At 43.0% G+C, this 6,551-nt stretch carries 6 protein-coding genes; 3 read left to right on the plus strand and 3 right to left on the minus strand.

What is annotated here, in order from left to right; translation table 11 throughout:
* Window positions 1–163 precede the first annotated feature (163 nt).
* The 3 genes from glgA (at window position 164) to ACTIE0_RS21975 (ending at window position 3,864) form a co-directional block, all read left to right on the plus strand.
* A complete protein-coding gene (gene glgA, locus ACTIE0_RS21965) occupies window positions 164–1,639 on the plus strand; it encodes a glycogen synthase GlgA (RefSeq protein ID WP_008056237.1) in 1,476 nt (491 codons plus the stop codon).
* 83 nt (window positions 1,640–1,722) lie between these two features.
* The gene (locus ACTIE0_RS21970) at window positions 1,723–2,559 is read left to right on the plus strand and encodes a sulfotransferase domain-containing protein (protein ID WP_439516990.1); all 837 of its coding nucleotides are present in this window, start codon (window positions 1,723–1,725) and stop codon (window positions 2,557–2,559) included.
* Between the two features lie 159 nt (window positions 2,560–2,718).
* Window positions 2,719–3,864 (plus strand): ATP-binding protein, encoded by a 1,146-nt coding sequence (locus tag ACTIE0_RS21975; RefSeq protein ID WP_006670610.1) that lies wholly within the window; start codon window positions 2,719–2,721, stop codon window positions 3,862–3,864.
* A gap of 13 nt (window positions 3,865–3,877) precedes the next feature.
* On the opposite strand, the gene ACTIE0_RS21980 is transcribed toward ACTIE0_RS21975, so the two are convergent.
* The 3 genes from ACTIE0_RS21980 to ACTIE0_RS21990 all read right to left on the minus strand — a co-directional run bounded on the left by ACTIE0_RS21980 (window position 3,878) and on the right by ACTIE0_RS21990 (window position 6,391).
* Window positions 3,878–4,552, minus strand: coding sequence for an SDR family oxidoreductase (locus ACTIE0_RS21980; RefSeq protein WP_006622617.1), 675 nt, complete (start codon window positions 4,550–4,552; stop codon window positions 3,878–3,880).
* A 405-nt stretch (window positions 4,553–4,957) separates the two neighbouring features.
* Complete coding sequence (locus tag ACTIE0_RS21985; protein WP_006622618.1) at window positions 4,958–5,881, minus strand: SPFH domain-containing protein; 924 nt, start codon at window positions 5,879–5,881, stop codon at window positions 4,958–4,960.
* A gap of 81 nt (window positions 5,882–5,962) precedes the next feature.
* On the minus strand, window positions 5,963–6,391 hold the full coding sequence (locus tag ACTIE0_RS21990; RefSeq protein WP_006622619.1) for an NfeD family protein: 429 nt from the start codon (window positions 6,389–6,391) through the stop codon (window positions 5,963–5,965).
* Window positions 6,392–6,551 lie beyond the last annotated feature (160 nt).

The raw sequence follows: 6,551 nt of genomic DNA on the forward strand, positions 1-6,551 counted from the left end.
GTTACCTTAACGGGTAATAGTGCTATCGTCGCATTGTCAGGCAATAGCCGGATAAATGTCGCGTAAATGTATCAGTCATAAACTACATTGGTGAGCGATCGGTGCTTTTTCCTGATTCAATAGGAAACATAGAACATAAACTTTTGTTACGAGAGGAGTGAAGATGTACATTGTACAGATTGCCTCTGAGTGCGCCCCTGTAATCAAGGCGGGAGGTTTGGGTGATGTAGTCTACGGACTCAGCCGAGAGTTGGAACTGCGGGGCCATGCAGTAGAGATAATTCTACCCAAATATGATTGTATGCGTTATGACCATATTTGGGGACTACACGAAGCCTACCGAGATTTAGTTGTCCCTTGGTATGGTGCAGCGATACACTGTGATGTTTACTGTGGCTGGGTTTATGGCAGATTATGCTTTTTCATAGACCCCCATTCGGATGACTTATTTTTCAATCGCGACTGCTACTACGGTTGCAATGATGACAATATGCGGTTTGCCTTTTTCAGTAAGGCAGCCTTAGAGTTTCTGTTGCTGACTAACAAACGGCCCGATGTGATCCACTGTCATGACTGGCAAACTGGCCTAGTTCCGGTGCTACTGTTCGAGATTTACAAGTATCATGGCATGGAATATCAACGGGTTTGTTATACCATTCATAACTTTAAACATCAGGGCATTGCGGGATGTAATGTTTTGTGGGCTACCGGTCTGAATAAGGAATCTTACTATTTCGCTGACGATCGCCTCCAAGATCCCTTTAATCCTTTTGCTCTAAATTTGATGAAAGGCGGAATCGTCTATTCTAATTTCATCACCACAGTTTCCCCCCACCATGCTTGGGAAGCACACTATGGCGATTTTGGTTATGGTTTGGGCCATACCATTCATGAACATCAACATAAATTCAGGGGGGTACTCAATGGCATTGACTATGAAGTATGGAATCCCGGAGTCGATCGCTATATTCCCCATCATTATGATGCTGATACCTTTACGGAAAAAGCCAAAAACAAACAAGCACTCCGAGAGCGATTATGGCTGGGTCACGGGGATAAACCTTTAATTGCTTATGTGGGGCGTTTAGACCAACAAAAAGGCGTTCATCTCGTCCACCATGCTATTTATTATGCCCTCTATCGCCAAGCTCAATTTGTGTTGTTAGGTTCGGCAACGGAAACCGCAATTAACAACTGGTTTTTGCATGAAAAAAATCATCTAAATCATAACCCTGATTGCCATATCGAAATTGGTTTTAATGAAGAACTTTCCCATCTCATTTACGCCGGGGCTGATATTATTATTGTTCCCAGCAATTATGAACCTTGTGGCTTAACTCAGATGATTGGGTTGCAATATGGGACAGTTCCAGTGGTGCGGGGGGTTGGCGGGTTACTCAATACAGTGTTTGACCGAGACTATGACAACTGTCATGAAGAAGAAAAACGCAATGGTTATGTGTTTTTCCAAACTGATAGTCAGGCACTAGAATCGGCTTTAGATAGAGCGATCGGCTTGTGGTATCACTATCCCAAAGAGTTTCAAAAGTTGGCAATTCAAGGGATGGAATATGACTACTCATGGTCAAATCCAGCTACTCAGTATTTGTCGATTTACGAATATATTCGACATAAATAAGTGTCGTAAAAATTCCCATATTTCTGGGGTTTTTGGTGGCGGTAATATCCCAAACCTCACACCTGAAACCTCAAATATTATCGGTGACATCGGTTCATATATCTCACTTAGATATGATGTTTTCCTCAGCATATAAATACCAAGTAAATCAATGGTATTTTCGACCGACAGATGTATTTCTAGCCTCCTATCCACGTTCTGGTAATACTTGGATGCGATTGTTACTTAGTGATGTAATTAAACAATTGGGGGGGGAAACAACACAGCCAGGAGGTAATGTGATCCCAGATGTTTATAAGGTTGATATTGAAGACTGGTATCGCAACCCTCGGATTAAAATTCCGTTTCGGATTATTAAAACCCATGAACCATTCGACCTAATTTCAGATTATCGAATTATCTACCTATTTCGACATCCTGCTGATTGTCTTTGTTCCTACTATCACTATCAACTAAGGTCGCCTAAGTTTCGGAAAAATAACTCGGGGATAGATGAGTTTTGTCTGAATTTAATCAATCAATGGTGTGGTCATATTAACAGTTATTTAGAAGCTGCAAAAACTGACAGCGATCGCCTTTTATTTGTCAGCTATGAATCCCTAAATAATAACCCGCTTGAATCTCTCAAAAATGCCTGCAATTTTATGGATTTAGATATCACAGAATCTCAGGCTAAAATTGCCGTCACTAATCAACAATTCCGGCAACTTAAAAGTCTCAGTCAGCAGGGAGATAGCCAAACTCTAGGATTTGCGGAAAACGGCGGATATCAAAACTTCTTTCGGCGCGGTGAAATCAACTCATCGGCACAAGAATTGTCGGGAAACACCCGCGAAACTATCAACCATAAATCCCAGAATCTTTACAATCAAATGAGGGAACTGGAGTCACAAAAAGTCACAAATATTAATAGTAATTAAGAGTCGATAAGGTGCTATCTATGTCATAATTAATCCCAGAAAAGTTTAACGGAGATAGATGACAGCTAAAACAGGATTGACGAAAAGTGCATAAATTGTTTTAGTATATCAAAATGGATAACCCTATTATTATATCAATGGCAGAGCAGGTGCATACTCATGGATTTACTATCCCATCAGTTTATCAGCTATTTTGAGCCAGAACAGGCGGATAAACTTTGTCAGTTGGCTATTGTCGAATACTACCCAGAAGGAAGCCTAATTTTTGAAGAAGGCGAAGTTCCCGACTACTTATATTTAGTGCTAACGGGGGAAGTAGAGTTTAGTAAGTCCACAGGAGGCGATCGCTATCAGGTGGTAACAGTAGCTAGACCCAATAGCTTTTTTGGTGAATTTGGGGTCTTAGACGGACAGCCACGCAGTGCGAGAGCGATCGCTACACTAGGGGGAGCTACCCTAGCTAAAATCTCACGGGATAACCTAATCACCATTCTCCAAGACGCAAAGGGTCAAGTAGTCCTCAAGCTATTCGGCTATATTACCCAACAACTGCGAAACACCACCAACGAGTATGTCAACCAAATGGTTCACAAGCAGAAAATGGAACTATTGGGGGAAATGGTCAACACCATTGTACACGATTTTCGCAGCCCCTTCACAGGTATTCAGCTTTCTAGTTCCATGATTCGGGAACTACACCCGGACGAAGAAACCGAGGAATGGTGCGATCTAATTTCCATGCAAATTCAACGGATGTTAGGAATGGCTGAAGAAGTCCTAGAATTTAGTCGGGGAAGCACCAGCCTGCTCTTAAAACCCGTGGCTATAGAGGAGATTATACAGCAGTTTGAAAAGTTAAACCGAGTCTATTTACACTCCTCTGATGTAGAATTGGTCATTGATATTCCTGACGGAATCTACGTCCTAGCTGACCTTAACAAGATTATACGGGTGTTACAGAACTTGGTCAGCAATGCAGTGGAGGCCTTTCCTAATTCACAGGGAAAGATTATCATCACTGCTACCACTCAAGATAATTGGGGGGTGATTATGGTTAAAGATAACGGAACGGGTATTCCCAAAGCTATTCAAGAACATCTATTTGATGCCTTTGTCACCTATGGAAAACAGGGAGGAACAGGTTTAGGAACAGCGATCGCCAAATCCATTGTCGAAGCTCATGGCGGCGCGATTAGGTTTGAATCAACCGCCGGAGCAGGAACTACATTTTGGATTCGTCTACCTTTGAACAGTGGCGATCCCAATATGCAGTCCCCAACCCTCAAACAAGTAAATATTGGTTGATTTTCAAGGATGATTATATATCCAAAACCTCAAAATCTGTTTGACCATAGGCCATTTGGCGATCGATAGCTGAGAGAATTTTATTATTAGCCTGATCCGAGTGCAAGCAGGCGCAAGCCAAAGCCGCCACATCAGCGCGGTGGATAGTTCCCGCGACTCGGTAATCCTCCGTTAGCACACCATTTCCCGTCGCTGGTTCGGACTTTAACCCTCCCGGACGGATAATAGTATAGGTGAGGCCACTATTAATCAGATGTTCCTCGGCTTTTTCCTTTTCTATCAAGACTGATTTCAGGGTTTCCATAGCCTGGGGAGGGAGAGCTACAGCACTTTGACCGCTACCAATGGAGGAAATTAGGATAAATTTTCCTACATTAGCTTTCACGGCTGCATCAATCAGGTTACGATTCCCCAAATAATCAGCCCTTTGACCGTCTTTCGGTAAACCGCCAATGGTGCTAATCATGGCAGAAATAGCCGGCCCGTCTGTCACAGCCTGTTCAACGGCGGCCAGATCGAGAGCATCTCCCATGACAATTTCAATCCCCATTCTTTCGAGTTCTGGTCCGCTGGATGGCGATCGTAATAATGCCCTAACCTTTACTTGTCCTCCCCTCAGACAATTGGCAATTTCCCGACCTACACCCCGACTCGCACCCGCGAGAAAAATACAAGATTCAGAATTCATCTATTTACTAAAATCGTTTATCAATTATCCATTATCAATTATCCATTATCCCTTGTCCTCAAATACCCCCAAATATAATTTTTGCTAATTTTTACGACTCAATGGATTTAAATTTCAAAATATTGTTAAGAATTAATACAATTTAATTGAAAATATCTCGCAAATAGTTGACGAGATTATAGGGGTTATGGTATCATCGGATAAATCGTTACCAAGGGCTTCTTGTGTCTAGGCGCAAAAAAAAAGCCTAAAGCCCCGATTATGTCGGGGTTAGGATTATTCTACGACCAAAATTAAAAATTCACGATGCACGAGTTTTGCGGGACTAAGGCGATCGCCATTTTTAGGAGTCTTGACAAAAACCACATTGTGTGCATATCTGAATCGTCGATGGGGATCAGTGAATTAAGAACTAGGGGTATCAGAAATCAGAGATCTCATACCTTCGAGAGTGGCGGGGATAGATCGCGGGTCCATAAACATGACCTTGCTGCTATCACTATTACCGATAGTAGCTCCCATCTCAATATAGTTTTGGGCTAACAGATATTGCAAGGCTTCCCGTGCTTCCGGGTCACTTTGGAGAGTCTTAGTTAGAATTTGGATAGCTTCCGCCGTCGCATGGGCTTTGAGAACCTGAGATTGACGTTGTGCTTGAGCCTCGAGTACCACAGCCTTTTGTTGAGCTTCAGCAGCTAAAACTTGCGCCTCAGCCCGACCTTTAGCGGAGTTAACAGCAGATTCTCGTTCTCCTTCGGAAGCCAGAATAGCAGCGCGTTTTTGTCGTTCCGCAGACATCTGCAATTCCATAGCATCCATTACCGCCTTAGTAGGGCAAATATCGCGCAATTCCACCCGTGTGACTTTCACACCCCAGGGGTCAGTAGCGATATCCAATTCCCGCAATAGCATTTCGTTAACTTCTGTGCGCGCGGTGAAAGTTTGATCAAGTTCTAGTTTTCCCATTTCGGAACGGATCTGGGTTCGCACCATATTTTCCATAGCAGCCTGTAGGTTATTCACCTTATAGCAGGCTTTTTCCAAATCCATAATCCGCCAATAAACGACAGCATCAACGCTAATGGAAACATTATCGCGGGTAATACATTTTTGGGGAGGAATATCAAGGACTTGTTCCCGGACAGTTTCCCGATAAGCCACCCGATCCAAGAAAGGGACAAGAAAGTTTAAACCCGGATCTAAGGTACGGCCATTATACTTACCGAGGCTTTCGACTAAGGCTTTATCGCCCTGATTAATAATTTTGACAGAACCTGCCAGTGTCGAGCCACCGAAGAGTAAAATAATGATCAAAAATAGCTGTTCCATGGTTGATTTTCCTCTAGTGTTAAATTCGGATGAGCATATTTCTACAGCTTGACCAGGATAGACTTCTGACCAATCAAGTAGTTAGGAATTGATTAACTTTTCAGGAACGACAATTAAGGTATTTCCTTCTCGATTGACAACCAGGACCTTTTGTCCAGGAGCGATCGCATATTCTCCCTCGGAACGTGCCCGCCAAGAAATCCCATCATAAATTACCCGTCCGGTTTGTCCCGGCAAAATTTCCGTCAAAGTTTCAGCCTCTGTTGCTTCTTCCAGGATAGCAACCCGACGGTGTGGCAATAAACGGCGCATTACCATTATAGATGCCACGGATAATATCATCCAGAGAGCTATTTGTATGGGAACATTAGGCAAGATCAAAGAGATCGCAGCCACTACCAAGGCACTTACGCCCATCATAAACTCGACAAAGGCCGTAGGAAGAAATAACTCCATCAAACATAACACGGCCCCGGCCAGCAACCAAACGAGTGTAGGATTGGCAAACATCGATTTAACAAGCCTCCCGGTAATTTAGGGCGCTAGAGTTGATAGCGCAAATTTGATGATTAATGGATTGCTATGATCAACAGGAGCATGATTTAATCACAAATTCGGTTAATATTTTAGGGCAATACAGTATAATAAGCGAGAAGGGTTGAGGATAAAC

The sequence above is a fragment of the Limnospira sp. genome (assembly GCF_051859755.1).
In the GTDB taxonomy this organism is placed as follows: domain Bacteria; phylum Cyanobacteriota; class Cyanobacteriia; order Cyanobacteriales; family Microcoleaceae; genus Limnospira; species Limnospira fusiformis.

Bases quoted from the DNA above. Each gene is read 5' to 3' on its own strand.
- ACTIE0_RS21985 (WP_006622618.1), bottom strand. From the start codon at position 5,881: ATGGAACAGCTATTTTTGATCATTATTTTACTCTTCGGTGGCTCGACA.
- ACTIE0_RS21980 (WP_006622617.1), bottom strand. From the start codon at position 4,552: ATGAATTCTGAATCTTGTATTTTTCTCGCGGGTGCGAGTCGGGGTGTA.
- ACTIE0_RS21975 (WP_006670610.1), top strand. From the start codon at position 2,719: ATGGATTTACTATCCCATCAGTTTATCAGCTATTTTGAGCCAGAACAG.
- ACTIE0_RS21990 (WP_006622619.1), bottom strand. From the start codon at position 6,391: ATGTTTGCCAATCCTACACTCGTTTGGTTGCTGGCCGGGGCCGTGTTA.
- glgA (WP_008056237.1), top strand. From the start codon at position 164: ATGTACATTGTACAGATTGCCTCTGAGTGCGCCCCTGTAATCAAGGCG.